The sequence below is a fragment of the Pseudoduganella sp. GW821-FHT12E03 genome (assembly GCF_058807115.1).
In genome coordinates, this window is the sequence record NZ_JBXAQJ010000001.1 from 102,286 (window position 1) to 128,302 (window position 26,017).

Consider the following 26,017-nt stretch of genomic DNA (forward strand, 5'->3'; position numbering starts at 1 on the left):
TTTTTTATGACAACATTACTCCTAGTGCGCGGGCGCGGCGAAGTAGGCGCGCACATCGGCAACCCGCCCGCCGACTTGCATGATGACTTCCGCCAGCCGCTCCCGTGACACGCCCAGTTCGCGGGTCCAGTACACCAGATCCGATTCCATCAACACATTGATGCAGTCATCCGGATGTTGGCCGGGTTCCCGTACGTTGTGGTTCATGATGCGCCTCCATTTCGAGAAGCTTCAGTATGCCCGGCATGGCGCCACTGTCTGTGCGCTGATCCACGGTGCGCCATCCGATGCCGCCGTTACACGGTCAGCCAGCCGGGCACGCCGCCCGGCGTTGCCGCCAGCCGTTGCGTGATACAGATGGTGCGTGGCCCGCCCGGCCGGAAGCCGAAGCAGGCCATGGCGTTGTCATAAAACAGCTGGCGCGCCTTGATGATGCCGTTGCACAGCGCCGCGTGGACGCTGAACGGATATTGCTGCCAGCCATTGACCTTGCTGAGCATGTGCCAGTCCGAACCGTACAACAAGTGTGCGCTGGCGGCAGGACTCAGCCTGAGCGCGCCGGCGACACGCTGGCGTGCCTCGATACATGCGGCGGTTTCAGCACCACACTGGAAGAATTCATCCCAATAGGCAATGTCACTATAAAAGTTCCTGCCGGCGCCGCCGGGCAAATTCAGGAAGCCTGTGAATTCATCCGGCCATTGGGCGCCGTGATTGCGGGCGGCGCCGCCGAAATGGCCTGCCAGGATGGTCGGCGCCAATCCGGCCGGCGCCGCGCCCGCGCCATACTCCGCCAGCAGCGCGCGATAGCCCGCCGGGCCGCCGTAAGCATCCGCTTCGTCGTTGACGCCCATCGATGCGCCCGCGTGCGCCATGACGGGAATTTCACGCGCGGCGCACCAGTCGTACAAGGCTTTCAAGGTGGCGTCCAGCTGCGCCAGGCTGCCCTGGTAGCGGCCCGGGTGCTTCAGCAAGCGGGCATTTCCGTAGGGGTAGTAGCCGACCGGCGGATAGATTTTCACGCCGACGTAGCCATAACGCTCGATCGCGTCCGTGACCAGCGCAAACGATGCCGATGCCGCAGCCGGCGATTCCCACGGATTGAATGCGATCAGCGGCAGCATGTAGCCACCGCTCATGGCCGACAACAGCGAATGCAGCAGCATTTGGTCGCGGCGCGAGGAATACGGTTGATTGTCCAGCCAGCCATCGAAATCGACCAGCGATCCAAAGACCGCGTTGATCCCGAACGCGCCCCGCGCGGCGCTGTAAAACTGCGCATAGGTATGCAGGTTGGTGTACCGGTGCGACAGCATATGGCCCAGGAACGCAATGAAGCCGCCAGGGTCGCTGGCGTCGTCCGGGCCGCCCGCATCCGCTTCCAGACCAAACTCGGCCTTGTACTGCGCCGAGCGCGCATAGGGATTGACCAGCCGGTGGATCGTGTCCGGCGTCAGGCCGGCCGGCGCCTGATTGATGCGCGCGGCGCCGTGCTTGCGGTTCAGCGCCTCGATGTGCCGGCGCTGGGCCTTGTTGTATTCATCGAGCAGCCCGGTCTTCAATGCGGCATCGTAGATGCGTTGCGCCATCAACGGATAGTCTTCGCCCGGCAAATCGCCGATGCGCATGGACTTGGCGCCGGCCTGTTGCAAGCGTCCTGTCAGGATGGTGAATTCCTCGCCGGCGGTCGGGGCAAATCCTGCCAGCAGGTCGGCCGCCGCCGCCAGTGCGCGGAAAAAGGCGTGGCCAAGGCCGCCGGCCTGGTGGCCGAAGCATTCGCCAATATAGTCTTTGACGTTGACATCGGACGCATTGAAAAAATGCGCATGGGCGTCCAGGCAGGGGAAGGCGGCATTGGCGGGAGTCGTGGCCGTCTCCGGCCGCAGGACCGGATGAATGTCACCGAGCGCGGGAAAGGATGCCGGATCGATTTGTGAAATGGGCGGCGGCCGCCGGCCAAACAGCGCACAGCCGGATAAGCCCAGCGCGCCGCTGGCCGTCAATATGCCCAAGGTTGCCCTGCGTCCCAGATCGGTCATGCCGCCCTCCGTGGTGAATTGCCGAGTGCCCCCATCATACAAGCGCTGCGGACGCGGCGGGTAGGGGCCATCAGACGGTCAGCGGTCCGGCCAGAACCGGTCGAACAGCGGCTTGACGCTGGTGCCGTGCACCAGGATCGACAGCATGATGGTGACCAGGGTGATGTCGATCAGCGTGCTGGCCAGCACGGCGGGCACGCCATGGTTGACGGCAAACATCAGGTAATACACGGAACCGATCCCGCGCACGCCGAACCACGCGGCGATGCCTTTCACCCGGCCCCGCACACCGGCGCCGGCCAGTCCAAGGTACACGCTGACGGGACGCGCCACGCAAAACAGGAAAAGCGCCGTGCTCCAGGTGCGCCAGTCCCAGGTATACAGCGAAATCGCCGCGCCCAGCAACAGCACCAGCATCAGTTCGGACAGGCGTTCCAGGTGTTCCTTGAAGATCAGCGATTCGCCGCTGACGGTCAGCGGTGCCTCGGGCGCTTGCGCGGCCTGCGCCTCGCCATCGCCGCTGCCATGGCTATGACCGCTGCCGGTGTGGGGTTCGGTCCGTGCCGGGGAGGGCGCGGCGTTCATCAGGCCGTGGCGGTCGCGCGGCATGCCGGCCAGGGTCAGTTCGGTTTGCCGCAATGCGACGCCGGCAAAAAACACCGCGAGAAAACCCCATGCGTGCAGCCACACGCTGACGCCATAGACCACCGCAATCAAGCCCAGTCCCACGAAGTCATCGAGGACTTCGTGGCGCGGATCGCTGCCGCGCAGCGCCCAGCCGGCGCGCGCCAGCAATGCGCCGCCGGCAATGCCGATGGCAATCGCGGTGCAGGTGGCATAGACCACGTCAATCACGGCCCAGCGCCAGCCGAATTCACCGAGTTCGTGCAAGCCCAGCAGGCCCAGGCCCAGCATCACGAGCGGAAAGGCGCTGCCGTCATTCATGCCCGCTTCGCAGGTCAGGGCAAAGCGCAGCTTGTCGCGGTCGCCCGCGTGGCGTACCTGGACATCGGTGGCCAACACCGGGTCGGTGGGCGCGAGGATCGCGCCCAGCAAGATCGCCGCGCCCGGCGGCAAATCCAGCACGGTCCACGCAAACAGCGCCACCAGCGCCACCGACACCGTCATCGAGACCCAGGCCAGCCGCAGCGACGCCTGCCAGCGTGTCCAGGTAAACGGCACGGGCATTTTCACGCCGGCGGAAAACAGGGAAATCAGCACGGCCAGTTCCGCCATGACTTCCAGCAGCGGCGCCTGCGCCAGCGGATTGACGGTAAACACGCCCAGCACGGCAGGCCCCAGTACCAGGCCGACACCCAGATAAACGATGGCCGAGGTCACCGGCAGCCGTGCCAGGGTGGTGGCCGCCAGTCCCCGCGCCAGCATCAGGCAACCGATCAGCATGAACCAGAGGTAAGCAGTCATGCCTGCCGACTATACGCGTGGATAGGCTGGAGGGGCGCACGCGCCACCATGGTGCAGGGTTTTTCGCCAGCGTGCTAATTTGGTGCGCCGGGTGGTGAGAATTCCAGCCAAGTGCTGGCACGGCTCTTGCTGAATCATTGGTAAGCAACCCAGGAGCACTATGCCGGACAGCAGCAACCCTTTGATCGATGCAGGCCAGGCAGGCCAGGCCGCAGCCTGGCACGCGCACCTGTCGCTCGCGTTTGCCCGCGATGGCGCCACCACGCGCCTGACCGGGCGCCGCCACAGCGGTCCGCTGCGGGTGCAAAAGGCGCTGTATCCGGAAGGGCCGGCAGTGTGCCATGCGATCGTGATCCACCCGCCGGGCGGGGTGGTGGGCGGCGACCGGCTGGCGCTCGATGCCGTGGCCGGCGACGGCGCGCACGTCGTATTGACCACGCCGGGCGCGGCCAAGTGGTACCGCGCCAATGGCAGGACGTCCGGCCAGCGAGTGTCGCTGACGGCGGAGCGCGGCGCGGCCATCGAGTGGTTGCCGCAGGAAAGTATTTTTTATGACGACGCCCAGGTGGAACTGGAACATGACGTGCAACTGGCCGGCGACGCGGCATATCTCGGGTGCGAAATCCTGTGCCTGGGGCGGAGCGCCGCCGGCGAATCGTTCAACACCGGCCGCATCGGCCAGCGCACCCGTATCCGGCGCGGCGGCAAGCTGCTGTGGTGGGAACAGGGCGTGCTGACGCCGCACGCGGTGGCCAGCCCGCTGGGACTGGCGGGGCACACGGTGTGCGCCACCTTGCTGGCGGTCGGCACATCGTTCCCGGCGGAATTACTGGCGGCGCTGCGGGCGCTGGGAGCCTCGGGCACTGCGGGCACATCCGGCGGCGCCGGCGCGGCCGCCCGCCAGCCGCACTGGGGCGCCACCCTGGCCGGCAAACATGTGCTGGCCGTCCGCCACCTGGGCCACGACAGCGAAGCGGCCCGCGAACTGATGCTGTCGGCGCTGCAACTGGTGCGGCCCGCGTTGCTGGGCCGCGCCGCGCACACGCCGCGCAGTTGGCGCACCTGAGGAGACACCATGGACCTGACACCCCGCGAAAAAGACAAATTGCTGATATTTACCGCCGCCCTGGTGGCGGAGCGGCGCCGCGCGCGCGGCTTGAAACTCAACCATCCGGAAGCGGTGGCGTTGATCACCGCCGCCATCATGGAAGGCGCGCGCGACGGCAAGAGCGTCGCGCAATTGATGGACGAAGGCACGCGCATCCTCGGCCGCGCCGATGTCATGGAAGGGGTGCCGGAAATGATCCCGGATATCCAGGTCGAAGCGACGTTCCCTGACGGCAGCAAGCTTGTCACCGTGCACCACCCGATCCCTTGAAGGAGGACACCATGATCCCTGGTGAAACCATACTGGAAGAAGGCGCCATCGGCCTGAACACCGGCCGCGAAACAGTCACCATTACCGTCGCCAACCGTGGCGACCGGCCGGTGCAGGTGGGCTCGCATTTCCATTTTTTTGAAGTCAATCCCGCACTGGCGTTCGAGCGCTGGCAAGCCTACGGCATGCGCCTCAATATCGCGGCGGGCACCGCGGTGCGCTTTGAACCGGGCCAGCAGCGCACGGTGGAGCTGGTCAAGCTGGGCGGCGAGCGGGTGGTGCACGGCTTTAATGGCGCCGTGAACGGGAAACTGGACAAACCGTCGCCACAGGAATAAGCATGGCCACCATCTCGCGCACCGCGTATGCGGAAATGTTTGGTCCCACTGTCGGCGACCGCATCCGCCTGGCCGACACGGAACTGTTCATTGAAATCGAAAAAGACTTCGCGCTGTATGGCGAAGAAGTGAAGTTCGGTGGCGGCAAGGTGATCCGCGATGGCATGGGCCAGTCGCAGCGCCCGCACGCGCAAGTGATGGATACCGTCATCACCAATGCCGTGATCGTTGACCACTGGGGCATCGTCAAGGCCGATATCGGCTTGAAGGATGGTGTGATTGCCGCCATCGGCAAGGCCGGCAATCCGGATATCCAGCCCGGTGTCACGATCGTGATCGGCGCCGCCACGGAAATCATCGCGGGCGAAGGGCTGATCGTCACCGCGGGCGGGATCGACACGCATATCCACTTCATTTGTCCGCAGCAAATCGAGGAAGCGCTGATGAGCGGCGTGACCACGATGATCGGCGGCGGCACCGGACCCGCGGTCGGCACGGCGGCCACCACGTGCACGCCGGGGCCGTGGCACATCCACGCCATGCTGTCGGCGGCCGACGCGTTTCCCATGAACCTGGGCTTTCTCGGCAAGGGCAACGCCAGCATGCCGCTGCCGCTGGAAGAACAGATCGCGGCCGGCGCCATCGGCTTGAAACTGCATGAAGACTGGGGCACGACCCCGGCCGCGATCGACAATTGCCTGTCGGTGGCTGACCGCCACGATGTGCAGGTGGCGATCCACAGCGATACGCTCAACGAGGCGGGCTTCCTCGAGCACACCCTGGCCGCGTTCAAGGACCGCACCATCCACACCTTCCACACGGAAGGGGCGGGCGGCGGGCACGCGCCGGACATCATCGCGGCGGTCGGGCAGGGCAACGTGCTGCCGTCATCGACCAATCCGACCCGGCCCTACACCGTCAACACGCTGGACGAACACCTCGACATGCTGATGGTGTGCCATCACCTCGACGCCGCCATCGCGGAAGACGTGGCGTTCGCGGAATCGCGCATCCGGCGCGAAACCATCGCGGCCGAAGATATCCTGCACGACCTCGGCGCGATTTCCATGATGTCGTCCGATTCGCAGGCGATGGGTCGGGTTGGCGAAGTGATCCTGCGCACTTGGCAGACCGCGCACAAAATGAAAGTGCAGCGCGGCGCGCTGCCGGAAGACAGCGGCCGCAACGACAACTTCCGCGTCAAACGCTACGTCGCCAAGTACACCATCAATCCCGCCATCACGCATGGCGTGTCGCATGCCGTTGGGTCGCTGGAAGTGGGCAAGCTGGCCGACATCGTGCTGTGGAAGCCGGCCTTCTTTGGCGTCAAGCCATCGATGATCATCAAGGGCGGCATGATCGCGGCGGCCCAGATGGGCGACCCGAACGCGTCGATCCCGACGCCGCAGCCGGTCCACTACCGCCCGATGTTCGGCGCGTTTGGCGGCGGACTGAAAAAATCCGTGACCTTCCTGTCGCAGGCGGCCTGCGATGCGGGCGTGGCCGAACGCTTAAAACTCAACAAGCCCGTGATGGCCGTGAAAAACATGCGCACCCTGCGCAAGCATGACATGGTCCACAACGGATTGACGCCGGTGATGGAAGTCGATCCGGAAACCTATGAAGTGCGCGCCGACGGCCGCCTGCTGGTGTGCGAACCGGTGGCGGTGCTGCCAATGGCGCAGCGTTATTTTCTGTTCTAGGAGCGGCCACGATGGCATCGATACTGACATTGCACACCAAGCTCAATGGTCCGGCCACGCCGTACGCCGAACTGGTGCTGCCCTTTGACTTGCGGGAAAAATGCCGGCTGCGGGCGGTCATGTCGAATGGCGAGGAAGCGGCGGTCTATACGGCGCGCGGCACCGTGCTGCGCCATGGCGATTTGCTGGCCGGCGAAGACCGCGCGAAAGTCGTGCAAGTGGTGGCGGCGTGCGAACCGGTCTACCAGGTCACCTGCGCCGACCAGCACGATTTGCTGCGCTGCGCTTTCCACCTCGGCAACCGCCACACGCAGGCGCAACTGGGCGACGGCTTCCTGCGTATCCGCGCCGACGCCGTGCTGCGCGATATGCTGCGGGGGCTGGGCGCCGTGGTGGTGGAGGAAAACGCGCCGTTCGAACCGGAAGCCGGCGCCTATGGCGGCGGCCACCACCACGGCGACGGGCATGGCCACCCGCTGGCGCCCATCCCGGCCCGGCAAAAGATCCACCGGCCCTCGGACCCCGCCTGATGCAAGCGACCGCCCTGTTACACCTGCTGCAACTGGCCAGTCCGTCGCTGCCGGTCGGCGCCTACAGCTATTCGCAAGGGCTGGAGGGCGCGCTGGAATCCGGACAGGTGACGGACGCCGCCAGCGCCCGGGCGTGGATTGCGCGGCAATTGCATGAAGTGGTGGCGCAATGGGACGCGCCCGTGTGCTGGCGCCTGATCCATGCGTTTATCCGGCGCGATGGGGAGGCCGTGGCGGCCTGGAGCGAACGCTACCTGGCGTCGCGCGATACGGCGGAATTCCGCGCCGAGAGTTTGCAGATGGGGTATTCGCTGTCGCGCCTGGTGACGGAACTCGATATTGCCGACGGCAGCCTGGCGGCCTTGCTGCCGCCGGCCCCGGACACCACGTTGCCGGTGGCGTATGCGTGCGCCGTGGCGGCGCTGGGCATTCCGCCGCCCGAAGCGTTGCTGGCCATGCTGTTTGCGTGGGCGGAAAACCAGGTGCTGGTGTGTGTGAAATCCGTGCCGCTGGGACAGGTGGCGGGGCAGCGCATGCTGCTGTCGCTGCGCGCCGAGATTGAAGCGGCTGCGCGCCATGCGCAACAGGTGGATGACGATGGCATGGGCAACTGGGCGCCCGCGTTGTCGCTGCTGTCGATGCGGCATGAAACCCAGTACAGCCGTTTATACCGTTCTTAATTCAGGAGTCACGATGAGCACTTCAAATCCCCTGCGGGTCGGCATCGGCGGTCCGGTCGGCTCCGGCAAGACCGCGCTGTGTGAAATGCTGTGCAAAGGCATGCGCGAACGCTATGACATGGCGGTCATCACCAACGATATTTATACCCGCGAAGACATGGAAATCCTGCTGCGCGCCAACGCCTTGCCGGCCGAGCGCCTGATGGGCGTGGAAACCGGCGGCTGTCCGCATACGGCGATCCGCGAAGACGCGTCGATCAACCTGGAAGCGATTGCGCGCATGCAGGCGGATTTTCCCGACCTGGACTTGATCCTGGTGGAATCCGGCGGCGACAACCTGGCCGCCACCTTCAGCCCCGAATTGTCGGATTTGACGATTTATGTGATCGATGTGGCGGGAGGCGAAAAAATCCCGCGCAAGGGCGGGCCCGGCATCACCCGCTCGGATCTGCTGATCATTAACAAGACCGACCTGGCGCCGTATGTCGGGGCCAACCTGGACATCATGGCGCAGGACGCCAAGCGCATGCGCGGCGAACGGCCATTCCTGTTCACCAATTTGCGCAGCGGCGACGGGGTGCCGGCGGTGATTGATTTTATTTGCAGGCAGGGCTTGCTGGACCTGGAAGGACAATCGATGAAGGGAATGGTATGACGAACCGGATCAGACACCATGGCGCGCTACCGGTCACAGCGGTGGCGCTGTTGCTGCCACTGGCGCTATGCAGCGCGCCGGCGCTGGCGCATCCCGGCGCGCACCACGCCGCCGTGGCAGGCGCCGCCGCGTTGGAGGGCTTGCAGTCCGCGCTGGCGGCCGGGTTCCTGCATCCGTTGACGGGGCTCGACCATATGCTGGCCATCGCGGCGGCGGGTGTGTGGAGTGCGCGCCAGCCGCGGGGCGTGCACCTGTTGCCGGTGTATCTGGCGGCGATGCTGCTGGGGGCGCTGGCTGGCGTGGCCGGGCTGGCGCTGCCGGGACTGGAAACCGGGATTGCCGCCACGGTCGTGGCCAGCGGCATGCTGGTGATGGCGGCCACGGTGCGCGTGCCGGCGCCGGCCGCGATGGCGCTGCTGGCAGGGTTTGCCGCGTTGCATGGCAATGCGCATGGACTGGAATTGCCGCTGGCCGCCACCACCGGCTTCCTGGCTGCAAGCGCGGTGCTGTTGCTGGCGGGGCGCCGCCTGGGTGCCTGCGCATCGGCCGGCCTGACGCGCATGGCCGGCGCCGGTGTTGTGGTTGCCGGTGCGATGATGTTGACCGCGCTGTAACGGTTACCTGTTGCTCGCGGCGCTTTATCCGCCGCCCGCGTATCGCCGTGTGGCTCAGCCGCGCTTGTCGCCGAACTGGATCGGCGCCGCGTCTTCCGGGTGCAAGCCTTCGTGGCCCGCGAAACCGGCGCGGATGGCCGCCAGGTCGGTTTCCTGGTCGCCCGTCAGGAACACGTGGTCGCGCACCGCGAGGATTTTATTCGGGTAATCGAGGTAGACCAGGCACAGCGGCACTTTGGCTTCCAGCGCCAAATGGTAAAAGCCGCTTTTCCAGTAGGGGCGGTAGCCGCGCGTGCCTTCCGGCGTGATGCCGACCCAGTACCAGTCCGCCGCGTTCATGCGCGCGGCCTGGCGCTGGATCATGCCGGTCGGGGCGCTGCGGTCGACCGGATCGCCGCCCATGGCGGAAAACCAGCGGCCCAGCAGGGGAATCTTGAACAGCGAATCTTTCGCCAGCCAGCGGAAATGCAAGCCCAGCGCCCATTTGCCCACCATGCCGATGACGAAATCCCAGTTCGACGTGTGCGGATAAATCACGCAAATGCCGCGCGGGCCGGGCAGGGGACGGTACAGCAAGCGCCAGCCGAACAGGTTTAACAGCTTGAGCGCCAGGCGCTGACCCGCGCCGGGCAGGCTGGCTAACTTCAGTTCGTCTTGCATGATGTACTCCGGTATTGCGAATTCGACAGGATTAACGGGCTGACATTTCACTTGATGAAAAATGCGCCCGGCATTCTATCGGTGCCTTCCGTTAACGGCAAGTAATGTGTCGCGAGTGTGGTGTTTCCGCAAGTTTCTTGTTTTTGCGTTATCGTAGCGATTCAGTTAACGTTCGTTGAGGAATACATGATCTTGAACAGCTTGACCAAATCCTGCGTTGCCATCGCCACTGCCGTTGCCTGCGGCGCCGCTTCGGCGGCCGCGCCGATGGTAAAGACCCAAGGCCCCGGCTATTACCGGATGATGCTGGGGGACTTCGAAGTGACGGCGCTCAATGACGGCACCGTTGATTTGCCGGTTGAAAAGATTTTGCACCAGCCAGCGCCAAAAACCCAGAAGGCATTGGAAAAATCGTTCCTGAAAACCCCGCTGGAAACGTCCGTCAATGGCTACCTGGTCAATACCGGCAGCAAGCTGGTCCTGATCGACACGGGCGCGGCGGGGCTGTTCGGGCCCACCCTGGGCAAACTGCTGGCCAGCCTGAAAGCATCGGGTTATGCGCCGGAACAAGTCGACGAAATCTATATCACCCACATGCACTCGGACCATTTCGGTGGCTTGACGCAAGCGGGCAAAGCCGTGTTCCCGAATGCCGTGGTGCGTGCAGACAAGCATGACACCGACCATTTCCTGAGCAAAGTGAACCTGGAAAAAGCCCCGGCCGATGGCAAAGGCGCATTCCAGCGTCCGATCGATGCGCTGTCGCCCTACAGCGACGCGGGCAAGCTGGTGCCGTTTGAAGGCGACACGGACCTGGTGCCAGGCGTTAAGGCGGTTGGCAGCCACGGCCACACGCCGGGCCACACCACCTATGTGGTGGAAAGCAAGGGGCAGAAACTCGTGCTGATCGGCGACTTGATGCACGTGCAATCGGTGCAGTTCGATGATCCGTCCGTGACGATCCAGTTCGACTCCGACGCGAAAGCCGCGCTGGCGCAGCGCAAGGCCGCGTTTGCGGAGGCGGCCAAGCAGGGTTACCTGATTGGCGCGGCGCACCTGCAATTCCCGGGCATCGGCCACCTGCGCGCGCAGGGCAAGGGTTATACGTTCGTGCCGGTGAATTACACGGTGCCGCGTTAAAAAACATGGCGGCCAAGGCCGCCATGTTGGCTGTTTAACCCAACGCCGGGTAATCCGTGTAGCCTTCCGCCGTGGCCGCATAGAACGTTTCAGGCTTGGCCGCGTTCAACGGCGCATCTTCCCGCAAACGGCGCGGCAAGTCGGGGTTGGCAATGAAGGCCTTGCCCCAGGCCACCGCGTCCGCTTCGCCGGCGGCAATGATGCGCTCGGCCGAGTCCTTGTCCATCTTTTCGTTGGCAATATAAATGCCGCCGAATTCCTGTTTGATCAGCGGGCCCAGGCTGTCATCGCCCACGGCTTCGCGTGCGCAAATGAACGCGATGCCGCGCTTGCCCAGTTCGCGCGCCACATAACCGAAGGTGGCGGCCGGATCGGAATCGCTCATGTCATGCGAATCGCGGCGCGGCGCCAGGTGCATGCCGACACGGCCGGCGCCCCACACGCTAATCGCCGCGTCCGTCACTTCCAGCAGCAAGCGGGCGCGGTTTTCCACCGGGCCGCCATAGGCGTCGGTGCGCTTGTTGGTGCCATCTTGCAGGAACTGGTCCAGCAGGTAGCCGTTGGCGCCGTGGATTTCCACGCCGTCAAAACCGGCCAGCTTGGCGTTTTCCGCGCCCTTGCGGTAGGCCGCGACGATGCCGGGGATTTCTTCCAGCTCCAGCGCGCGCGGCACCGGATAAGGGCGCTGCGGGCGCAGCAGGCTGACGTGGCCAGCCGCGGCGATCGCGCTGGGCGCCACCGGCGTTTCACCATTCAGGAAGCTCGGGTCGGAAATGCGGCCCACGTGCCACAGTTGCAGGAAAATCTTGCCGCCCGCCGCGTGCACGGCATCGGTCACAACTTTCCAGCCAGCCACCTGTTCGTCGGACCAGATGCCCGGCGTATCGGCATAGCCGACGCCTTGCGGCGTGACGGCCGTGGCTTCCGACAGGATCAGGCCGGCCGAGGCGCGCTGCACATAGTATTCGGCCATCAGCGCATTCGGCACGCGCTCGCCGCCAATCGCGCGGGCACGGGTCAGCGGCGCCATGATGACGCGGTTGTTCAGGGTCAGGTCGCCGATTTTCAGGGGTTCAAACAAGTTTGCCATGGTGTTGTTCCTTTAGAGGCCAATATTCATTTGTTCGATGAACGCGGCAATCACATCGTCGTTGCGCTTGAAGAAATTCCACTGGCCAACCCGCTGTACCGTCACCAGTCCCGCCTTTTGCAACGTGGCGAGGTGGGCCGATACGGTTGACTGCGACAAGCCGGTGCGCTCGTCGATCAGGCTGGCGCACACGCCAAACGACAGCGGGTGCATCTGATCGGCAAAAAACGCTTCCGGCTGTTTCAGCCAGGCCAGGATCTGGCGCCGGACCGGGTTGGCCAGCGCCTTGTGGATCGCATCGATATCTATGTTCATGGTGGTATTCATCGAAAACTTCCGATGCCAATATCGTTAAAATCCGATACCAGCATCGACATACTACGATATATTGGAAAAATGTGCAGGCACTGGTTCAAAAGGAGCCCACTAGGAGCATACTTGTTGGCAACAAATAAAAATAAGAGGTCATCATGTGGAGTGTGTCCATCAAGTATGACGATCCTCAAAATTTCCTGCCCGACAAGACCTTGTTCAGCGGGGCGATCCAGTCGGTGGTCGCTTACCTGAACATGTTTATCAAGGGCAGCGCCACGCTGGACCTTGCCGTGCAGGTGTCGCAGACCTCGACCGGGCGCTTCGCCGGCGGCGGTGCAGTGTATACCGAATCGGCATCCGGCGGGCTGCACTATGTGATTGCCAGCGCGGCGCGCGAACTGGCGGGCGGCGCCAACCAGAATGCGGGCGCGGCCGACCTGACGATTTACGTCGACCCCACCAGCTCATATTTCCATTCGCTGTCCTTCGACACCAACCCCTACCTGGCGGCCCGCAAAGTGCCCGTCAACATGACGGACGGGCAAACCGTGCTGCTGCACGAAGTCATGCACGGGCTTGGCTTTACGTCCTACCGCGATTACGCCACCGGCGCCTATGGCGGCGCCACCCGCACCCTGCTGGACAAATACACGGTGCAATCCGGCGAGCGCTACCTGCTGGCCAGCCCGACCCTGGCGCAATATGGCGTGCAGCCGGTGGAAATCACCAGCACGTCGGTCTCGCAAAACTTTGCCCACCTTGGCAACCTGAACAACCTGGCCAATGGCTATGTCGACGACTTGATGAATGGCTTGTACTTTTATCTGGGTAACCGGTATTACATGGGCCAGCTGGATTTGATGTTGTTGCGCGACCTGGGCTTTGACGTGGCGATCCCGGATACGCTGCCGCTGTCGTACGCGGCGCTGACGGGCAAGGGCCAGGTGGCGCCGACCCTTGCGGTGTCCGGCGCGGCGGGTTTGGGCAGCAATGTCATCAAGGTGTCCGGCGTATCGGCCCCGGGCGCCATGACCAGCGTGCTGGAACACAACCAGGTGCTGGGCACGGTGACGGCTGGCGCCGACGGGCGCTGGACCCTGGAAGTGGTGGCCGACCCCGCGCTGGCGGCCAGCGCTGTCGTGGCGCGCGACGGCAGCCATGCGATTGATTCCGCCGTGCTGGCCCTGGCGCGGGGCAGTGGCGGGCTGCAACTGCACGCTTCAGATTGCTACACCACGGTGCTGGGCGGAGCCGGCAACGACCTGGTGGTGCCGGGGGATCGGACCGTGCGCATCGATGGCGCGGGCGGGATCGATACGGTGCTGTACGGCGGGGCCCGCAACGCTTACACGGTCGCGGTGTCGCGCGCCGGGGCCACGGTCGGCGATGCGCTGGGCGTGGATCAGCTGACGGGTGTCGAGCGGCTGCGTTTCGCGGACATGACCGTGGCGCTCGATACGGCGAGCGGGGTGGCGGGGCAGGCGTACCGGATTTACCAGGCCGCGTTCGACCGCCAGCCGGATATGGCGGGGGTGGGCTATTGGATTGGCGCGATGGACCAGGGCGCCAGTTTGCGCGAAGTGGCGGCCGCGTTTGTGGCGTCGGCGGAATTTGGCGCGCGCTATGGCAGCAACCCCGGCAATGCGGACCTGGTGATGCGTTTTTACCAGAATGTGCTGCACCGGGCGCCCGAACCCGAGGGTTACCAGTACTGGCTGGGGATCCTCGACAGCAAGCAGGCGACCCCGGCGGAACTGCTGGCGTATTTTGCGGAAGGCCCGGAAAATGTCGCGGCCGTCGCCGCCGTGATTGGCAACGGCTACGCCTATATCCCTTACGGTTAGACCAGCAGCAGCGCCAGCCCCAGCACGGCCGGCACGGTTTGCACAAACAGGATGCGGGTCGAGACGGTGGCCGCGCCCCAGAGTCCGGCCACCGCGACGCACGCCAGGCCGAACAGGTTGAAGGCGCGGGCCACGGCCGGGTCCGGATGCAGCAGGCCCAGCGCCAGCGCCGCCACCAGGAAGCCGTTATAGCAACCCTGGTTCGACATGGCCGGTTGCACGATGTCCGCCTTTTCCGCCGTCAGGCCGAATACACGGCGGCCGCGGGTGCGGAACAGCACGGTTTCCAGCAGCACGATATACACGTGGATCAGCAACACAACGATGGTGACGACCTTTGCGGCGAGCAGCATGACGGACTCCCTTTATATGTGAATAGTCAACAAATGATATACTTTTCAGGATTGCCCGCGGGGACGACCCCGCACGATTAGAGCAGGTGCACGAATTATCGTTAACCGCGAAGGGCGGCTGCGGCGGGGACGGCCTTGCCAGGAGATGGATATGGCGTGGTGGTGGCTTTTTATTGCGGGGTTGCTGGAAGTGGGCTGGGCCGTGGGCTTGAAATACACGGAAGGGTTCACGAAACTGGTGCCGTCCGCCTTGACCCTGGCCTCGATGGCCGGCAGCGTCGGCTTGCTGGGCTTGGCGCTGAAAGACTTGCCACTGGGGACCGCGTACGCGGTATGGACCGGCATCGGCACCATCGGCACCGCGCTGTTCGGCATCTTTGTGCTGGGCGAACCGTCGGGCGCCCTGCGCATGGCGTGCATTGCGCTGATCACGTGCGGCATTTTGGGCTTGAAACTGGCGCATTAAGGAACGGCGGTCCAGCGTTCATAGATGCGGTTCAGTTCGCCATTCTTGTGTAATTTTTGCAGCGCCTGCTGCATCAGGTGCAGCGCGTGCGGATCGGCTTTCTTGCTGATCCAAAAATAAATCGGTTCTTCCTTCAGCACGGCGGGCAGGATGCGCACCTTGTCCTGCATGCGCTGTTCGCGGATCAGCCAGGTCAAGGTCAGTTCATTCATATAGACAAAGCGGCCATGGCCGCCGATGATCTTGCGCAGGTTGGTGACGTTGTCGCCGGTGCTCTCATCGACTTCCAGGCCCAGCTGCCGCAACTGGTCGGAATACGCCGCGCCGCGCGACGTGGTGATCAGGGGTTTCAGGCGGACCAGGTCGTCGATGGTGTCGACCGTGGCCTTGTCGGCGACGGTGGCCGCCAGCCGGTGCCTGACGACGTACAGTCGTACCGACTGGTGGGCAATCTTGCGCCGCTTGTCGGAGTCGAGCAGGGCGCAGGCGGCGTGGACCATGCCGGTTTCCAGGCCCTGTTCGATCACGGGGACCGAGCGGAAATCATCATGGCCGGTGAATTTCAGCCGGGGTTCGGCTTTTTCCATGGCGGCCAGGATATCGGGACAAATCCCTTCCAGCCCGCCATTGTCCTTGGCCACCCATTTGGGGGGAATGCTTTCCTGGCCCAGGGTGCGGACGATCACGGTTTGCGCCTGGCTGGCGGCAGCCAGGCAACTCAAGAGCAAAGCACCTGCGAGCGGCGGCAGCGGGTGGGTCATTGGCGTTCTCCTGCCAACGATTGTAGCGTTGCGGGATGGCCGCCGCCAGCGATTTAACAGGTGCTGTTAAAAGGCGCCGTTCGGCTTGGCCAGGTAAAACCACTCGGCGTTCGGCTTGGCGTTCACGTCCGGGAACAGCACATAGCCATCAAAGCCCGCCGTGACCGGGGTGCCGTCGGCGCGGTGGCCGACCGTGTCGCCCTTGGCCACCTTGTCAAAGCTGGACCACACTTTGACGAAGGCGTCGTCCGGGTGCAGGCGGTCGATCACTTCCACCATCGACAGGTATTCGGTCTCGCTCACTTGTTGCGGCGCGGCCGCCTCGATCAGGCCCAGGTGCGCCAGGGTATTCATGATGGCACGGTACGCGACGTCCGGCGCCTGCGGATCGGCATGCTGGCCGCATTCCAGGGTCAGCGCGTAACCGCCGGTGGAGCGCATGAATTCCGTGGTGCCGACGCCATAGCGCAGCACGGTTTCGACTTGGGTGTCGTCCCGCAGGCGGCGCTGCACGCCGGCGCCATAGGTCGCCATCCAGCCGTCGACGAAGCGGCGAACGCCCAGGATGCGGGCCATCGCGCGTTCTTTTTCCTCATGCTGGAACGGTTGCAGGGCGCCGTCGTTGTTGCGCGGGCCGACCATCACGAAGGCTTGGCTTTGCGCATTGAACGAGTGCAGGTCCAGCAGCACGTCGTGTTGCGCCAACAGCGGGCACAGCCAGTTGGCGATGTGGTCTTCGAAATCCTGCGGCTGCTCGTTCGGGAACAGGTTGCGGTTCAGGTTGCGGTCGCCGGAGCGCTGGTTTTTCAGGTATGCCAGCGGATTGGTGATCGGCACAAAGGTGACGCTGCCGCCGGCGATGCGCAGGGCGCCGCTGTCGAGCTGTTCCATCACCTTGAGAATGCCCTTGGTGCCGCAGGTCTCGTTGCCGTGCACGGCGCCGAGGACAATGAGTTTCGGGCCCTTACCCTGGCCGGTATAATTGACGGATTTGAATTGCAGTTCGCTGGCGGCAGTCATGGTGTTCTCCAAAAGAATGGGCGTTATTCTAAGGGGAAAGGCGCTACCGCGCTGGCGTCCCTCTTATATGAAACCCATAACCCCACCGCACCGGCTGCACGGCCTCGATACGCTGCGCGCACTGGCCATCGTGCTGGTGTTTGCCAACCACCACCTGCTGTTTGTCAGCAAGGCGTCGCCATTTGGCTGGCTGGGCGAGATCGGCTGGCTCGGAGTGGACTTGTTCTTTGGCTTGTCCGGTTATTTGATTGGCAACCAGATCTTTGCCGCCATGCGCACCGAACAGGGCTTTTCATTGCCGGTGTTTTATGCGCGCCGCTTCTTGCGCACCTTGCCGAATTATTATGTGGTGCTGGCGCTGTACGCGCTGTGGCCGTGGTTCCGCAATGGCTTGACACTGCCGCCGCTGTGGGAATTCCTGACGTTCACGCAAAACATCAACCTGACGCCGGGCACCGCGTTTTCCCATGCCTGGTCGCTGTGCGTGGAAGAGCAGTTTTATGTGCTGCTGCCGGCCGTGGCGCTGTTGATCGGGCTGTGCGGGCGGCCGCTGGCGCTGGGCTGGCTGGCGCTGGCCGCCACCCTGGTCGCCGGCGCCGTGGTGCGCGCCTCCCTGTGGGAGCCGGGCATGGCGCAGCAGGGCGGGTTTGATTTCTATACGCTGATTTACTACGCGTCGTGGTGCCGCTTTGACGAACTGGTGGCGGGCGTGGCGCTGGCGGTGCTGAAAAATTACCATGGCGGTCTGTGGGCGCGGCTAACGTCAGGCGGCAACCTGGCGCTGGCGGCGGGTGGCGGGCTGTTTGCACTGGCGTGCCGGCTGTTTTATGACGACCATTATGGCTATGGCGTGACGGTCTATGGCTATCCGCTGCTGGCGCTGGCCGTGTCGCTGCTGCTGGTGGCGGCGCTGAGTCCCGGCTCACTGCTGGCGCGCGTCCGCATCCCGGGCGCGCAATCGCTGGCGCTGTGGTCGTATGCGATTTACCTGCTGCACAAGCAGGTGTGCATCCTGCTGAAGCCGGAGTTGAAAGACCTGGGGCTGATGCCGGATTCGGTGGCGGCCACGGTGGTGATGGCGGCAGTCAGCGTGGCGGCCGGGTGGCTGCTGTACGTCGGGGTGGAAACACCGTTCATGGCATTGCGGGACAAGTGGTTCCCTGCCAGCACCAAGCGGCCGTCGCGTACCGTCCCCGCGCTGTCACACCCTGGGGTCTGACCCCGGAGTGTGACATCGCGCTGTACTGCTACGGACGCATTTCAATGACGTCGAACGGCGCCTGCATGTCGTCGGCCAGGTAGGCCAGCAGGGCGTTGACGCGGTAGGGGGCTTCTTCGTGCCGGGTGCTGTCGATGGCGCGGCGCAGGCCGGGCATGCATTCCAGGGTGTGCGGGCTCTGGTAGGCCTTGAGCAGCAGGGCGGCCAGCGGCGCGGCATCGTTGCGGCGCTGGTGCCGCACGCGCGACTCGATCACGCCCAACAAAGCGCGCTGCATGCGCGGCGTCGGGTTCGTGATGTGGGCAAACACCAGCGGGGTGTTGGCAATCGCATCGCACATACGGCGCTCGATTTCTTCGGGTTTGACGTCGGACGCGATGTCGAAATACGCGCCCACCCAGCGCGTGCGCGCATACGCGTGCCCGGGCGGGAACGAATCGGCTGTCTCGAAGCCGCATATCCGGCTCAGGTGCTTGAGCCAATCCATCAGTGCGTTCATGCCCGGCATTGTAATGGATACGGAGAAAAAAGAGCGGCCCTGGGGGTGTTGCCGTCCCCAGAGGCCGATGGTGATCGTTGTATGGCCGTTACGCCGGGTGGGCTTCCTCGCCCAGGATGCCGGCGCGGAAGTCTTCCACCGCCTGTATCAATTCCGCCTGCGTGTTCATGACGAACGGGCCGTACTGGGCAATCGGTTCATTCAGCGGCCGCCCGGCCAGCAAGATAAAGCGGGCATCTTCCGACGCGGTCAACGTAACACCATCGCTGTCCGCATGGTTGTCGAAGATGGCCATGCGGCCGCTGGCGACCGGTTTGCCATCGATCTGCACCGTGCCCCGGTACACAAAGATAAACGCATTGTGGCCGGCTGGCACTTGCTGGCTGAATGACGCGCCTTGCGGCAGCACGACATCGACATAGACCGGTTCGGTCACGGCACGCTGCACCGCGCCCTGCACACCATGGCTGGCGCCGGCAATCACCCGCACGCCGGCGCCCTGTTCCGTGGTGAACGACGGCACCTGTTCGGCGCTGAAGTCGCGGTACCAAGGCTGGCACAGCTTGTCTTTGGCGGGCAGGTTCAGCCACAGCTGGAACCCTTCCATGCGGCCATGTTCCTGTTCCGGCATTTCCGAGTGAATCACGCCGCGCCCGGCCGTCATCCACTGCACGCCGCCATTGGCCAGCAAGCCTTCATTGCCGGCGCTGTCGCGGTGGCGCATGCGGCCTTCCAGCATGTAGGTGACGGTTTCAAAACCCCGGTGCGGATGGTCGGGGAAACCGGCGATGTAATCGCCGGCGGCGTCGCTGCCGAAGTTATCGAGCATCAGGAACGGATCGAGGCGGCGCTGCAGCGTGTTGGTCAGCACACGGTTGATCTTGACACCGGCGCCGTCCATCACGGACTGGCCCTGGATGATGCGCTCGATGGTGCGCGGGGTATGGACAGTTTCTGTGGTTACGGTACTCATGGTCTTGTTCCTTTGCCGGATAATCGGATCGATTACACCAGAATCGCGTTGATTTGTTCGTTGGCTTCGGCTTGCGCTTTGGCGACCGCTTCCGGGCCCAGGCCCATTCCTTCGGCATACACGAATTGCACGTCGGTCAGGCCGAGGAATTTCAGGAACAGTTTCAGGTGCGGTTCCTGGGTATCGGTCGGGGCGTTGCGGTGCATGCCACCACGCGACGACGCGATAATGACTTTTTTGTTTTCCAGCAGGCCGACCGGGCCGGTTGCCGTGTACTTGAAGGTCACACCGGCGCGGGCAATCGCGTCGAACCACGCTTTCAGTTGCACGGTGATGCCGAAGTTGTACATCGGCGCGCCAATCACGATCACGTCCGCCGCCTGGACTTGGGCGATCAGGGCGTCGTCCAGCGCCACGCGGGCCGCTTGGGCTGCGGTGCGCTGATCGGCCGGAGTGAACAGGGCCTGCAAGGTGGCTTCGTCCAGCACCGGGTGCGGCTCGGCGGCCAGGTCGCGGCGGGTGACGGCTGCGCCGGTGTTGGCGGCAGCCAGTTTGGCGACGATGGCGTCGGCGATACGGGTCGATTCGGAACCGGTGCTGCGGGCGCTGGAGTTGATTTGCAGGATGTTCATGTCGTGCTCCTTTATATTGGGTTCGTTGCTGCGATGGGTGTACTTTAGCAATTCCAAAAATGAAGATAAAGACGGTAAAATGGATAACATTCGTTCAAAATTGGAACAATAGGACACCCCATGGCCATCGACCCGAATGATTTGCTGCTGTTTGCCCGCATTGTCGAGTGCGGCAGCATCAGCCTGGCGGCGGACCGGCTGCAATTGCCGAAGTCCACCGTGTCGCGCCGCCTGTCGCTGCTGGAAGCGGCGCTGGGCGAGCGGCTGCTGCAGCGGACCACGCGCCGCCTGGTGCTGACCGAGTTTGGTTCCAGCCTGCTCGATCACGCGCGCAAGGTGGCGGAAGAGACCGAGGCGGCCGCCGCGCTGGCGCAGCACCGGCAGCAGGCGCCCAGCGGCCTGCTGCGGGTCTCGATGCCGGGCGACTTTGCCAACTATGCGATGGACCGGGTGCTGGCGCGCTTCCTGGAACAGTATCCGGCGATTTCCCTGGAACTGGATTTGTCGCCACGGCGCGTCGACCTGGTGGCGGAAAATTTTGATGTGGCGATCCGCATGGGCGCGCTGCCGGACGATTCGACCCTGGCCGCGCGTCCCGTCGCCATCAGCCGCATCGGGCTCTATGCGGCGCCGTCGTACACTTCGGTGCACGGCTTGCCGGAACACCCGGATGACTTGTTCCGCCATAGCTTGCTGAGCCTGCCGAAGGCGCAAAACGGCATGACGCGCTGGGTCTTGCACCGGGCCAAAACCGTGTGGGAGCGCGAATTGCCGGTGCGGATGATGGCGAATTCGCCGGAGTTGCTGGTGCGGATGGCGTGCGCGGGCGCCGGCATAGCGCTGGGGACGGAATTATTTGCCCGCAAATTCTTGCACAGCGGGGAGCTGGTGCGCATTTTGCCGGAATGGTGCATTCCCGCCGTGACCGGCTGGGCCGTGTTCCCGGGACGGCGGCTGATGCCGGCCAAGACGCGGGCGTTTTTGGATATGCTGGAATCGATCAACGAAGGAGGGGAGAAAATTGGCGCTTAATGTGATGCCTTGTGTGATGCCGGGCGTGATCCGGCCGGCGGTGATTGAGGATATTCCCGCCATGCACCGGGTGCGGCTGGCCGTGCGGGAAAACCGGCTGACCAGCGGCCGTATCGGCGAAGCGCACTATGTGCCGGAAATCACCGTTACCGGGCGGGGCTGGGTGGCGGAGCTCGATGGCGTGATTGCCGGCTTCGCCATTGGCAACCTGGAGACCGGCAATATCTGGGCGCTGTTTGTCGATCCCGATGCGGAAGGCCTGGGCCATGGCGGCCGGTTGCATGACGCGATGGTTGGCTTCATGTTTGGCGCGGGGCTGGCGCGGCTGCACCTGGGGACCGCGCAAGGGACGCGGGCCGAGCGTTTTTATGCGGCGCGCGGCTGGCGCGTGACGGGCACGGACGGCGGGGATGTGTTGATGGAATTGCGCAACGGAGGGCAGGCATGACGGAGCACCGATTTAATGTGTTTGGCAAGCTGGTGCTGATCCGTGGCGGCGCGGGCGGCTGGCAAGCGTTTTATCCGGGACCCGATGGCAAGCGCCGGCCTGCGGACTTTATCGTGCCGGACGATATTGCCGAAGCGGATTTGCTGGAATACCTGGCGGACTTGTTTCATGAATACGCCACGCCGCGCAACCATGCGGTCACGCGGCTGCCGGACAGCGCGGCGTGAGATTTGTTGACATATAAATAAAATTACCCTAATGTAACGCCGAGCGGATCCTTCAAGCCGGCCTGTCGTTGCTTCGTGCAGGGACAGCCTCCACGGGGCTACCCCGTGGGATTTCAGTTGTTCAGTATTTCACCGCATGAGCCGCGTTGCGCTTCCACGCAAGTTTGCTCACGCATCACAAGACTCGTTGAAGGCTCTCCGCTCCATTTCTCCGCCCATGCATACCGAAAAACTGACCGTCCTGGCGCTGGCCGACATGATGCTGGCGACGGACGGCAGCATGGACAGCCTGGTGGCGGCTTGCCACCGTGTATTCGATGGCGCGCCGCCGTGGGCGCCCCAAGTGTGTGCCGCGCTCGTCGCCCGGGTTGGCGGTCACTTCCATGATTTCAGCCGGCGCGAGCTGGCTGCGGTGCTTTGGCACTGCCTGGGCCGGAGAGATGACGGCGCGGGCGAGTCCGATCATGGTGGCGACGCCGACGCCGACGCCGACGCCGACGCCGACGCCGATACTGATGCCGATGCCGATGCCGAGGGCTACGGGGAAGCCGATGCGTGGCCAGTTGCCGTGGACTTGCCCCCGTTGCGGCGCTATTGCATCGATCCGCCGGTACGCCCGCGCAAACCTGACTGGCTGGCCGCGCTGGCGCTGCCGGAACTGGCGTCAGCCGGTGCGCTGGCCGCGTGGCTCGATGAGCCGGTGGGTGCGCTGGGCTGGTTTGCCGACCAATGGCGGCTGGGTGGTGACGGCCACGCGCGGCTGCAGCATTACCACTACCGGTGGGTGCCGAAACGCAGCGGCGGCCTGCGCCTGATTGAAATTCCCAAGGAGCGGCTGCGGCGCCTCCAGCAAAAAATTCTGCGCGGCATACTGGACCGCGTGCCGCCACATCCGGCGGCGCATGGCTTCCGCCGTGGCCACTCGTGCGTGACGCACGCGGCGCTGCACGCCGGACAGCACGCCGTGATCCGCATGGATTTGAAGGATTTTTTTCCGGGCATTCCGCTGTCGCGCATCCACGCGCTGTTTGAAAAACTGGGCTACCCGGCCAGTGTGGCCGGAACGCTGGCGCGCATTTGCACCAACCGCACGCACCCCAGCGCTTTCAATGACCGGCAACTTGGTGGTTCGTTGACCTGGGCCGAGCGCCAGCCATGGAAAAGTGCCCATCTGCCGCAAGGTTCCCCCTGTTCGCCCGCGCTGGCCAACCTGTGCGCCTACCGGCTGGACCTGCGGCTGGCCGCATTGGCCAAGTCGCTGGGCGCAAGCTACAGCCGCTATGCCGATGACCTGGCGTTTTCCGGTGGACTTGAGTTTGCGCGGAGGACGGACCGCTTCCACATCCAGGTGGCCGCCATCGCATTGGAGGAAGGTTTTCGCGTCAACGTCCGCAAAACACGGCTGATGCGCGCGGGGACGCGCCAGCAAGTCACCGGCGTGGTGGTCAACAGCCATCCGAATATCCCGCGCGGCGAATACGATGCACTGAAGGCCACGCTGACGAACTGCGCGCGCCATGGCCCCGCCGCGCAAAACCGCGGCCGGCATCCCGATTTCCGCGCTTACCTGGCGGGCCGGATTGCCTACGTAAAGATGGTCAATGCAGGCCGGGCCGCCAGGCTGCAGCGCTTGTTTGACACCATCGCGTGGCCGGCCTGATTGCAATGGAAGGAGGGGGGCGTGTCTCCCCACGGCCTGTATTTGCAAGCTTGCGCAAATTCCATGCTCAAACGTGTTTGAAATTCCTGAATCGTGCTCTTTTCCAGGAGGGCGGAACGACTCCGCCTGACTCAGGAAAGCGCGCCATGAGCGCGCCGTAACGTTTACTTTGCCATCTCCTGCTGCGCCTTCTGCACCAGCGCATCGACCACCTGGAAGGTGGCCGCTTCCAGCGACGCGCGTGGCACATCCGGGTTCTTTTCCATCACCATCGATGGCGACGTCAGGTAGCGGCCATTGATCACCAGGGTGGGCGTGCTGTCGACGTTATAGCTGGTCATCAGCTTTTCCAGGTTGCGCAGGCGGGTCGTGACGCCGAACGAATTGTACGCATCGAGGAATTTTTGCTTGTCGATGCCTTGCTTGACGGCCCACGCGAGGTTGTCGTCGTCGGTGCGCAGGCGCTGGCGGTCCACGTGCCAGGTATGCAACACCTTGTCGTGCAGCGACACGTCCAGTTGCAGCGCTTCCAGCGCCAGGAACAGGTGCGCTTCCGGATCGTTCTGCATGTGCGGCATGTGGATGCGGCGGAAGTTGATGGCGTCGCCCTGTTTCTTGACCCATGCCGCCAGCGCCGGTTCCAGCGCATTGCAGGCCGGGCAGTGGTACATGAAGAACTCAATGACTTCGACCTTCTTGCCGGCCGGCGCCACCGGCATCGGCGTGGCCAGTGTCAGGTATTCCGCGCCATTGCGCGGCACGGCAGGCGAAGCGGTGGCAACGCCAGCCGACAGCAAGGCAGCCGCCATCAGGGCAGCCGTCATCTGGGCGGCACGGATCAAACGCATAGGAATCCTCGGCGAAATAAGCAATTAACGCAGGTTGGCCATGGTCTCGCCCAGCTGGACCGGGCCGGCCGGCTGCCAGGCGTGGTTGAAGTGCAACTGGCCCTTCGGGAACAGCATGACCACGGTGGAGCCCAGCAGGAAGCGGCCCAGCTCTTCGCCTTTCTTCAGCACGATTTGCTGGTCGTCATAGGTCCATTCCTTGACGTCGGCATGGCGTGGCGGATTCACAACGCCATGCCACACGGTCGCCATGCTGCCGACGATGGTGGCGCCGACCAGCACCAGCACGAACGGCCCGTTGGCGGTGTCAAACACGCACACCACGCGCTCATTGCGGGCGAACAGGCCGGGAATGCCGCGCGCCGCGGTCGGGCTCACGGAAAACAGCGAGCCCGGCACATAAATCATGCGCGTCAGGCGGCCATCGCACGGCATGTGGATGCGGTGGTAGTCGCGCGGGCTCAGGTACAGGTTGGCAAAGCTGCCATGGCGGAATTTCGCGGCCAGCGCGGCATCGCCGCCCACCAGCGCCGTGGTGGAAAAGCTGTGGCCCTTGGCCTGGAAAATCTGGTCGTCGTCGATCGCGCCAAACTGGCTGATGCGGCCATCGACCGGGCAAACGAAGTCGGCCTTGGCCAGCGGACGGGCTTCCGGCTTCAGGGCGCGGGTGAAGAATTCGTTGAAACTGTGATAACTCGCGATGTCCGAATTGGCCGCCTCGGCCATGTTGACGTTGTATTTCGCGACAAACCAGCGGATCAGCCGCGTGGTCATATTGCCGCCTTTGGCGCCCGCAATGCGGCCGGCGAAATTGGTCAGCGCCCCTTTGGGCAGCAAATATTGCGGTAATACGGCAAGGCGGTCGGACACAGTTATGCAACCTATCAATATAGATGAATACGCATTATAACGGCGCGATTGGCCACTGGCGAAAAATTGCAAAGCACCTGCTTGGCTTAGGCAGGGCCATGACTCGGTGATGCCTGAATGGTATGATTGATGCATGACAAAAACCAAGAACGCTGATCCGTTGATTGCCCCCACCGAACCCGATGCGCTGCACCTGGCGCTGTCGGAAGTGCGGATGCTGCAGCGGACCATCATCGAATTGCGTTCGGAGCTGGAATTGGCGCACCACGAGCGGGCGCGGCAAGTGCAGGATGCGCTGGCGTCGTCGCACAACGAAGTGCAGCAAGTGCGCGCCACGGTGATGACGTTGCGCGACGCCCTGGAACAATCGCGCGCGGAGCGGGAAGCCGCGCTGAAAACCGCCACCGCCGGGGCGCAGGGGGAAATTACCCAGTTGCGCGAAACCGTGTCGGTGCTGCGCTCGGAACTGGAGCGGGTGACGCGCGAACATGCCGAAGCCGTGCAGCAAACGGCCACCGCGCACCGCAGCGAAGTGTTGCAATTGCATGAAACCATACGCGCGTTGCGCGATGTACTGGAAGCCCGGCAGGCATAGTCG

General features: G+C 64.0%; 31 protein-coding genes. 17 read left to right on the plus strand and 14 right to left on the minus strand.

The features are described 5' to 3' along the window. Window positions 1-21: 21 nt before the first annotated feature. The 3 genes from AC1RRC_RS00385 to AC1RRC_RS00395 all read right to left on the minus strand — a co-directional run bounded on the left by AC1RRC_RS00385 (window position 22) and on the right by AC1RRC_RS00395 (window position 3,464). Window positions 22-207 (minus strand): DUF3606 domain-containing protein, encoded by a 186-nt coding sequence (locus AC1RRC_RS00385; RefSeq protein WP_493053256.1) that lies wholly within the window; start codon window positions 205-207, stop codon window positions 22-24. Window positions 208-296: 89 nt separating this feature from the next. Continuing rightward, on the minus strand, window positions 297-2,039 hold the full coding sequence (locus AC1RRC_RS00390) for an amidohydrolase family protein (RefSeq protein ID WP_493053257.1): 1,743 nt from the start codon (window positions 2,037-2,039) through the stop codon (window positions 297-299). Window positions 2,040-2,117: 78 nt separating this feature from the next. After that, window positions 2,118-3,464 carry a cation:proton antiporter gene (locus AC1RRC_RS00395; protein WP_493053258.1) on the minus strand — a complete coding sequence of 449 codons (1,347 nt, stop codon included), beginning with the start codon at window positions 3,462-3,464 and terminating at the stop codon, window positions 2,118-2,120. Between the two features lie 160 nt (window positions 3,465-3,624). Between AC1RRC_RS00395 and AC1RRC_RS00400 the strand changes: the two genes are divergently transcribed. The 8 genes from AC1RRC_RS00400 to AC1RRC_RS00435 are packed head-to-tail and all read left to right on the plus strand — an operon-like array spanning window position 3,625 to window position 9,362. Beyond that, the gene (locus tag AC1RRC_RS00400; RefSeq protein ID WP_493053259.1) at window positions 3,625-4,530 is read left to right on the plus strand and encodes an urease accessory protein UreD; all 906 of its coding nucleotides are present in this window, start codon (window positions 3,625-3,627) and stop codon (window positions 4,528-4,530) included. A 9-nt stretch (window positions 4,531-4,539) separates the two neighbouring features. Next, window positions 4,540-4,842, plus strand: a complete 303-nt coding sequence (locus tag AC1RRC_RS00405) for an urease subunit gamma (protein WP_493053260.1) — start codon at window positions 4,540-4,542, stop codon at window positions 4,840-4,842. 11 nt (window positions 4,843-4,853) lie between these two features. After that, the gene (locus tag AC1RRC_RS00410; protein WP_493053261.1) at window positions 4,854-5,180 is read left to right on the plus strand and encodes an urease subunit beta; all 327 of its coding nucleotides are present in this window, start codon (window positions 4,854-4,856) and stop codon (window positions 5,178-5,180) included. A 2-nt stretch (window positions 5,181-5,182) separates the two neighbouring features. Next, window positions 5,183-6,883, plus strand: coding sequence for an urease subunit alpha (ureC, locus tag AC1RRC_RS00415; protein WP_493053262.1), 1,701 nt, complete (start codon window positions 5,183-5,185; stop codon window positions 6,881-6,883). A 20-nt stretch (window positions 6,884-6,903) separates the two neighbouring features. Further along, window positions 6,904-7,413, plus strand: coding sequence for an urease accessory protein UreE (ureE, locus tag AC1RRC_RS00420; protein ID WP_493053935.1), 510 nt, complete (start codon window positions 6,904-6,906; stop codon window positions 7,411-7,413). Further along, window positions 7,413-8,093 (plus strand): urease accessory protein UreF, encoded by a 681-nt coding sequence (locus AC1RRC_RS00425; RefSeq protein WP_493053263.1) that lies wholly within the window; start codon window positions 7,413-7,415, stop codon window positions 8,091-8,093. Before ureE ends, AC1RRC_RS00425 begins: the two co-directional genes overlap by 1 nt. 13 nt (window positions 8,094-8,106) lie before the next feature. After that, window positions 8,107-8,748 carry an urease accessory protein UreG gene (ureG, locus tag AC1RRC_RS00430; RefSeq protein WP_493053264.1) on the plus strand — a complete coding sequence of 214 codons (642 nt, stop codon included), beginning with the start codon at window positions 8,107-8,109 and terminating at the stop codon, window positions 8,746-8,748. Further along, on the plus strand, window positions 8,745-9,362 hold the full coding sequence (locus AC1RRC_RS00435) for a HupE/UreJ family protein (protein ID WP_493053265.1): 618 nt from the start codon (window positions 8,745-8,747) through the stop codon (window positions 9,360-9,362). The genes ureG and AC1RRC_RS00435 overlap by 4 nt, the downstream gene beginning before the upstream one ends. A gap of 54 nt (window positions 9,363-9,416) precedes the next feature. Here the strand turns inward: AC1RRC_RS00435 and AC1RRC_RS00440 are convergent, their stop codons facing one another. Further along, a complete protein-coding gene (locus AC1RRC_RS00440; protein WP_493053266.1) occupies window positions 9,417-10,022 on the minus strand; it encodes a 1-acyl-sn-glycerol-3-phosphate acyltransferase in 606 nt (201 codons plus the stop codon). 186 nt (window positions 10,023-10,208) lie between these two features. On the opposite strand from AC1RRC_RS00440, the gene AC1RRC_RS00445 reads away from it, so the two are divergent. Further along, window positions 10,209-11,162: an MBL fold metallo-hydrolase gene (locus AC1RRC_RS00445; RefSeq protein WP_493053267.1), complete on the plus strand. Its 954-nt coding sequence runs from the start codon at window positions 10,209-10,211 to the stop codon at window positions 11,160-11,162. Window positions 11,163-11,196: 34 nt separating this feature from the next. Here AC1RRC_RS00445 and AC1RRC_RS00450 read toward each other — a convergent pair whose 3' ends face one another. Both AC1RRC_RS00450 and AC1RRC_RS00455 read right to left on the minus strand, forming a co-directional pair. Then, window positions 11,197-12,252 carry an alkene reductase gene (locus tag AC1RRC_RS00450; RefSeq protein ID WP_493053268.1) on the minus strand — a complete coding sequence of 352 codons (1,056 nt, stop codon included), beginning with the start codon at window positions 12,250-12,252 and terminating at the stop codon, window positions 11,197-11,199. A 12-nt stretch (window positions 12,253-12,264) separates the two neighbouring features. Beyond that, window positions 12,265-12,567, minus strand: a complete 303-nt coding sequence (locus AC1RRC_RS00455; RefSeq protein WP_493053269.1) for an ArsR/SmtB family transcription factor — start codon at window positions 12,565-12,567, stop codon at window positions 12,265-12,267. 155 nt (window positions 12,568-12,722) lie between these two features. On the opposite strand from AC1RRC_RS00455, the gene AC1RRC_RS00460 reads away from it, so the two are divergent. Further along, window positions 12,723-14,411 (plus strand): DUF4214 domain-containing protein, encoded by a 1,689-nt coding sequence (locus AC1RRC_RS00460; RefSeq protein ID WP_493053270.1) that lies wholly within the window; start codon window positions 12,723-12,725, stop codon window positions 14,409-14,411. On the opposite strand, the gene AC1RRC_RS00465 is transcribed toward AC1RRC_RS00460, so the two are convergent. Further along, window positions 14,408-14,764, minus strand: a complete 357-nt coding sequence (locus AC1RRC_RS00465; RefSeq protein WP_493053271.1) for a DUF1304 domain-containing protein — start codon at window positions 14,762-14,764, stop codon at window positions 14,408-14,410. The genes AC1RRC_RS00460 and AC1RRC_RS00465 overlap by 4 nt on opposite strands. A gap of 151 nt (window positions 14,765-14,915) precedes the next feature. Here AC1RRC_RS00465 and sugE point away from each other — a divergent pair, with 151 nt between their 5' ends. Beyond that, window positions 14,916-15,230 carry a quaternary ammonium compound efflux SMR transporter SugE gene (gene sugE, locus AC1RRC_RS00470; RefSeq protein WP_493053272.1) on the plus strand — a complete coding sequence of 105 codons (315 nt, stop codon included), beginning with the start codon at window positions 14,916-14,918 and terminating at the stop codon, window positions 15,228-15,230. Here the strand turns inward: sugE and AC1RRC_RS00475 are convergent. Both AC1RRC_RS00475 and AC1RRC_RS00480 read right to left on the minus strand, forming a co-directional pair. After that, complete coding sequence (locus AC1RRC_RS00475) at window positions 15,227-15,991, minus strand: substrate-binding periplasmic protein (protein ID WP_493053273.1); 765 nt, start codon at window positions 15,989-15,991, stop codon at window positions 15,227-15,229. The two genes, sugE and AC1RRC_RS00475, sit on opposite strands and share 4 nt — an antisense overlap. A 66-nt stretch (window positions 15,992-16,057) precedes the next feature. After that, window positions 16,058-17,011 (minus strand): M14 family metallopeptidase, encoded by a 954-nt coding sequence (locus AC1RRC_RS00480; protein ID WP_493053274.1) that lies wholly within the window; start codon window positions 17,009-17,011, stop codon window positions 16,058-16,060. A 67-nt stretch (window positions 17,012-17,078) separates the two neighbouring features. Between AC1RRC_RS00480 and AC1RRC_RS00485 the strand changes: the two genes are divergently transcribed. Continuing rightward, window positions 17,079-18,230 (plus strand): acyltransferase family protein, encoded by a 1,152-nt coding sequence (locus tag AC1RRC_RS00485; protein WP_493053275.1) that lies wholly within the window; start codon window positions 17,079-17,081, stop codon window positions 18,228-18,230. Between the two features lie 28 nt (window positions 18,231-18,258). Here AC1RRC_RS00485 and AC1RRC_RS00490 read toward each other — a convergent pair whose 3' ends face one another. The 3 genes from AC1RRC_RS00490 to AC1RRC_RS00500 form a co-directional block, all read right to left on the minus strand. Beyond that, window positions 18,259-18,729, minus strand: a complete 471-nt coding sequence (locus tag AC1RRC_RS00490) for a hypothetical protein (RefSeq protein ID WP_493053276.1) — start codon at window positions 18,727-18,729, stop codon at window positions 18,259-18,261. 88 nt (window positions 18,730-18,817) lie between these two features. Further along, on the minus strand, window positions 18,818-19,702 hold the full coding sequence (locus AC1RRC_RS00495) for a pirin family protein (protein WP_493053277.1): 885 nt from the start codon (window positions 19,700-19,702) through the stop codon (window positions 18,818-18,820). Window positions 19,703-19,734: 32 nt separating this feature from the next. Beyond that, window positions 19,735-20,334, minus strand: a complete 600-nt coding sequence (locus AC1RRC_RS00500) for an FMN-dependent NADH-azoreductase (protein ID WP_493053278.1) — start codon at window positions 20,332-20,334, stop codon at window positions 19,735-19,737. Window positions 20,335-20,454: 120 nt separating this feature from the next. Between AC1RRC_RS00500 and AC1RRC_RS00505 the strand changes: the two genes are divergently transcribed. The 4 genes from AC1RRC_RS00505 (at window position 20,455) to AC1RRC_RS00520 (ending at window position 23,701) form a co-directional block, all read left to right on the plus strand. Beyond that, a complete protein-coding gene (locus AC1RRC_RS00505; RefSeq protein ID WP_493053279.1) occupies window positions 20,455-21,366 on the plus strand; it encodes a LysR family transcriptional regulator in 912 nt (303 codons plus the stop codon). Window positions 21,367-21,370: 4 nt separating this feature from the next. Further along, window positions 21,371-21,814, plus strand: coding sequence for a GNAT family N-acetyltransferase (locus AC1RRC_RS00510; protein ID WP_493053280.1), 444 nt, complete (start codon window positions 21,371-21,373; stop codon window positions 21,812-21,814). Further along, complete coding sequence (locus AC1RRC_RS00515) at window positions 21,811-22,041, plus strand: DUF7661 family protein (protein ID WP_493053281.1); 231 nt, start codon at window positions 21,811-21,813, stop codon at window positions 22,039-22,041. The genes AC1RRC_RS00510 and AC1RRC_RS00515 overlap by 4 nt, the downstream gene beginning before the upstream one ends. Window positions 22,042-22,258: 217 nt before the next feature. Further along, entirely contained in the window at window positions 22,259-23,701 is a 1,443-nt protein-coding gene (locus tag AC1RRC_RS00520) for a reverse transcriptase family protein (RefSeq protein ID WP_493053282.1), read from the plus strand. Between the two features lie 164 nt (window positions 23,702-23,865). On the opposite strand, the gene AC1RRC_RS00525 is transcribed toward AC1RRC_RS00520, so the two are convergent. Together AC1RRC_RS00525 and asd are read right to left on the minus strand one after the other, a co-directional pair. Next, window positions 23,866-24,549, minus strand: a complete 684-nt coding sequence (locus AC1RRC_RS00525; protein ID WP_493053283.1) for a thiol:disulfide interchange protein DsbA/DsbL — start codon at window positions 24,547-24,549, stop codon at window positions 23,866-23,868. Window positions 24,550-24,573: 24 nt separating this feature from the next. Further along, a complete protein-coding gene (asd, locus tag AC1RRC_RS00530; RefSeq protein ID WP_493053284.1) occupies window positions 24,574-25,419 on the minus strand; it encodes an archaetidylserine decarboxylase in 846 nt (281 codons plus the stop codon). A 133-nt stretch (window positions 25,420-25,552) separates the two neighbouring features. On the opposite strand from asd, the gene AC1RRC_RS00535 reads away from it, so the two are divergent. Continuing rightward, window positions 25,553-26,014, plus strand: a complete 462-nt coding sequence (locus AC1RRC_RS00535; RefSeq protein ID WP_493053285.1) for a hypothetical protein — start codon at window positions 25,553-25,555, stop codon at window positions 26,012-26,014. Window positions 26,015-26,017: the final 3 nt, after the last annotated feature.

Excerpts from the sequence above, each read along its gene's own strand:
- AC1RRC_RS00400 (WP_493053259.1), top strand. The coding sequence starts at position 3,625 with ATGCCGGACAGCAGCAACCCTTTGATCGATGCAGGCCAGGCAGGCCAG.
- AC1RRC_RS00525 (WP_493053283.1), bottom strand. The coding sequence starts at position 24,549 with ATGCGTTTGATCCGTGCCGCCCAGATGACGGCTGCCCTGATGGCGGCT.
- AC1RRC_RS00475 (WP_493053273.1), bottom strand. The coding sequence starts at position 15,991 with ATGACCCACCCGCTGCCGCCGCTCGCAGGTGCTTTGCTCTTGAGTTGC.
- sugE (WP_493053272.1), top strand. The coding sequence starts at position 14,916 with ATGGCGTGGTGGTGGCTTTTTATTGCGGGGTTGCTGGAAGTGGGCTGG.
- AC1RRC_RS00490 (WP_493053276.1), bottom strand. The coding sequence starts at position 18,729 with ATGAACGCACTGATGGATTGGCTCAAGCACCTGAGCCGGATATGCGGC.
- AC1RRC_RS00405 (WP_493053260.1), top strand. The coding sequence starts at position 4,540 with ATGGACCTGACACCCCGCGAAAAAGACAAATTGCTGATATTTACCGCC.
- AC1RRC_RS00390 (WP_493053257.1), bottom strand. The coding sequence starts at position 2,039 with ATGACCGATCTGGGACGCAGGGCAACCTTGGGCATATTGACGGCCAGC.
- AC1RRC_RS00410 (WP_493053261.1), top strand. The coding sequence starts at position 4,854 with ATGATCCCTGGTGAAACCATACTGGAAGAAGGCGCCATCGGCCTGAAC.
- AC1RRC_RS00510 (WP_493053280.1), top strand. The coding sequence starts at position 21,371 with ATGCCTTGTGTGATGCCGGGCGTGATCCGGCCGGCGGTGATTGAGGAT.
- AC1RRC_RS00450 (WP_493053268.1), bottom strand. The coding sequence starts at position 12,252 with ATGGCAAACTTGTTTGAACCCCTGAAAATCGGCGACCTGACCCTGAAC.
- AC1RRC_RS00445 (WP_493053267.1), top strand. The coding sequence starts at position 10,209 with ATGATCTTGAACAGCTTGACCAAATCCTGCGTTGCCATCGCCACTGCC.
- AC1RRC_RS00520 (WP_493053282.1), top strand. The coding sequence starts at position 22,259 with ATGCATACCGAAAAACTGACCGTCCTGGCGCTGGCCGACATGATGCTG.
- AC1RRC_RS00395 (WP_493053258.1), bottom strand. The coding sequence starts at position 3,464 with ATGACTGCTTACCTCTGGTTCATGCTGATCGGTTGCCTGATGCTGGCG.
- AC1RRC_RS00440 (WP_493053266.1), bottom strand. The coding sequence starts at position 10,022 with ATGCAAGACGAACTGAAGTTAGCCAGCCTGCCCGGCGCGGGTCAGCGC.
- AC1RRC_RS00500 (WP_493053278.1), bottom strand. The coding sequence starts at position 20,334 with ATGAACATCCTGCAAATCAACTCCAGCGCCCGCAGCACCGGTTCCGAA.
- AC1RRC_RS00485 (WP_493053275.1), top strand. The coding sequence starts at position 17,079 with ATGAAACCCATAACCCCACCGCACCGGCTGCACGGCCTCGATACGCTG.
- AC1RRC_RS00385 (WP_493053256.1), bottom strand. The coding sequence starts at position 207 with ATGAACCACAACGTACGGGAACCCGGCCAACATCCGGATGACTGCATC.
- AC1RRC_RS00535 (WP_493053285.1), top strand. The coding sequence starts at position 25,553 with ATGACAAAAACCAAGAACGCTGATCCGTTGATTGCCCCCACCGAACCC.
- AC1RRC_RS00455 (WP_493053269.1), bottom strand. The coding sequence starts at position 12,567 with ATGAACATAGATATCGATGCGATCCACAAGGCGCTGGCCAACCCGGTC.
- ureG (WP_493053264.1), top strand. The coding sequence starts at position 8,107 with ATGAGCACTTCAAATCCCCTGCGGGTCGGCATCGGCGGTCCGGTCGGC.
- AC1RRC_RS00515 (WP_493053281.1), top strand. The coding sequence starts at position 21,811 with ATGACGGAGCACCGATTTAATGTGTTTGGCAAGCTGGTGCTGATCCGT.
- AC1RRC_RS00505 (WP_493053279.1), top strand. The coding sequence starts at position 20,455 with ATGGCCATCGACCCGAATGATTTGCTGCTGTTTGCCCGCATTGTCGAG.
- AC1RRC_RS00435 (WP_493053265.1), top strand. The coding sequence starts at position 8,745 with ATGACGAACCGGATCAGACACCATGGCGCGCTACCGGTCACAGCGGTG.
- AC1RRC_RS00425 (WP_493053263.1), top strand. The coding sequence starts at position 7,413 with ATGCAAGCGACCGCCCTGTTACACCTGCTGCAACTGGCCAGTCCGTCG.
- ureC (WP_493053262.1), top strand. The coding sequence starts at position 5,183 with ATGGCCACCATCTCGCGCACCGCGTATGCGGAAATGTTTGGTCCCACT.
- AC1RRC_RS00495 (WP_493053277.1), bottom strand. The coding sequence starts at position 19,702 with ATGAGTACCGTAACCACAGAAACTGTCCATACCCCGCGCACCATCGAG.
- AC1RRC_RS00480 (WP_493053274.1), bottom strand. The coding sequence starts at position 17,011 with ATGACTGCCGCCAGCGAACTGCAATTCAAATCCGTCAATTATACCGGC.
- AC1RRC_RS00465 (WP_493053271.1), bottom strand. The coding sequence starts at position 14,764 with ATGCTGCTCGCCGCAAAGGTCGTCACCATCGTTGTGTTGCTGATCCAC.
- AC1RRC_RS00460 (WP_493053270.1), top strand. The coding sequence starts at position 12,723 with ATGTGGAGTGTGTCCATCAAGTATGACGATCCTCAAAATTTCCTGCCC.